Origin of the sequence: Companilactobacillus halodurans, assembly GCF_009600985.1 — a bacterium.
GTDB lineage: Bacteria > Bacillota > Bacilli > Lactobacillales > Lactobacillaceae > Companilactobacillus > Companilactobacillus halodurans.
The window spans coordinates 1-1,834 of record NZ_VDFP01000088.1 but is presented as its reverse complement, the minus strand read 5'-3'; the positions used below and the strand labels follow the sequence as shown (position 1 = coordinate 1,834).

The 1,834-nt window shown below is 33.9% G+C and carries 2 protein-coding genes and 1 pseudogene; 2 read left to right on the top strand and 1 reads right to left on the bottom strand.

Features of this window, described 5'->3' with window-relative positions:
* Together FHL06_RS14810 and FHL06_RS15170 are read left to right on the top strand one after the other, a co-directional pair.
* Positions 1-182: pseudogene (locus FHL06_RS14810) on the top strand (ISL3 family transposase); the annotation flags it as partial.
* Between the two features lie 6 nt (positions 183-188).
* Positions 189-395, top strand: coding sequence for a transposase (locus FHL06_RS15170; RefSeq protein WP_396127108.1), 207 nt, complete (start codon positions 189-191; stop codon positions 393-395).
* Positions 396-693: 298 nt separating this feature from the next.
* On the opposite strand, the gene FHL06_RS12630 is transcribed toward FHL06_RS15170, so the two are convergent.
* A complete protein-coding gene (locus FHL06_RS12630; protein ID WP_420360974.1) occupies positions 694-1,701 on the bottom strand; it encodes an LCP family protein in 1,008 nt (335 codons plus the stop codon).
* Between the last annotated feature and the right edge of the window lie 133 nt (positions 1,702-1,834).

Genomic DNA, 1,834 nt, shown 5'->3' with positions numbered 1-1,834 from the left:
AAATGAGCTCAGAAAAAAATCTTGTTACATTAATCGCTATTACTGCAGACACACATAGACAAGTTGAACTGATCCATAACAGACTATCCAGAACAATAATTGAACACTTTATAAAAAATTATAGCTTGTCAGAACGACAAGCAGTTAAGACTGTCTCTATTGATTTGAACGCTAATTACTAGTCGGTCATTCATAAAATTTTTCCCAATGCTCAAATAATAGTTAATAGATTTCATATAGTTCAGTTATATAGCCGGGCATTGGATCAAGTTAGAATCAGTTGTCTTAAAAAAATAAATGATAAACATTCCCGTTTGTATAAAGCACTGGATACATCTATTTCAACGTTACATAAGAATTTAAATTATATAAAGAATAGTTGTACAATGTCATAATCCAATGGTCCTCTTGAAGAGACCATTTGAAAGATAAAAAAACTCAAACGTATCAGTTATGGATTTAGAAATCTTGACCATTTTCTCAAGAGAATAAGACTCATTTGTGCATAAAAAAAGACAACCTACATGAGGTTGCCTTCCATACAAAAACTATTCATCAATACTATTTGACAAAGGACCATTTTAACCGTCATTTTCCTACATTTTTATACCGCTCTTGATATTTAATTAATAACCTGAGTTAGAATATCCACTATTGCTTATACCAGAACCACTGTTTGTTCCAGTACTATTCTTATTTGGATGTTCCCGTGGTTGAACGTTGTGAACCAATATTATTGATATCTTGAACCGACTTAGTTGTTGTTGAACTTTGTGTAGAAGGCTTAAACTGAATATTACCTGTCTTAGCATGTGGCAAATCTAAATTCTCACGAATAAAGTTTGTAACTCGTTGTAATTCGGATTCCTTCATAACTTCCATACTTTGTTTTGCAACTTCTTCTCCATTACCTTGCAAATGAGTCTCTGAAGTATGTTTTCTAACTGAATTATAATCCTTAGCAAGGGCAGTTAATTCATCGAATGTCAAATCAGTTTGTGTTTGATCAGACAATGAGTTAATAAAGCTTTGGTTTAATAACGTAGATACTGAACTACTCTTATGTACCAAAGCAGTAAGTACAGATCGTTGACGAGTTTGACGTCCATAATCACCTTGTGGATCATCATAACGCATACGTGAATATGCTAAAGCCTTCTTGCCATTCATATGAGTCTTTTCACCTTTTGTAAATGAGAATCCTTCATACTTAAAACTTAAGGTTGGTGTTACATCAACACCATTAGCTTGATTAATAACCTTTTCCATACCACCCATATTAATAAGTGCGTAAAAATCAATTGGAATATTCAAAAGTTTTTGAACGGTTTTAATTGCTGTCTTAGTTTGACCGTAAGAATATGCCGCATTAATTTTAGCTGGTGAAACCGACTTATAACCAGGTATATTGACAGCAGTATCACGTGGAATACTTGTTACTGTTGTTTTGTTTTCACTTGGATTTAATGTAATTACCATCATACTATCCGTACGACCTTTGTAATCACGTCCCAACGCACCGGTATCAGTTCCCATTAGAAGAATTGAAATTGGCTTCTTATTCTTTAATTGCCCACTCACATTACGTTCTTTAGTCACACCAGACGGTTTAAAAGAGCTATTAACCGAGTTCTTTACACTACGATAACGTGTCATACCATATGCTGTTCCACCTAAGATCAACAACAAAATGAATAACAAAAACACATTTCTTAATGTATGTTTCCTTTTTTTTGTACTATTGCTTAGTTTTGCATTTGTCGATACAACGCCGCTTGAACAAACCTATGACTTCCACGTATCGACCGTCGGTACCGGCGTCCCTTTTGTCATT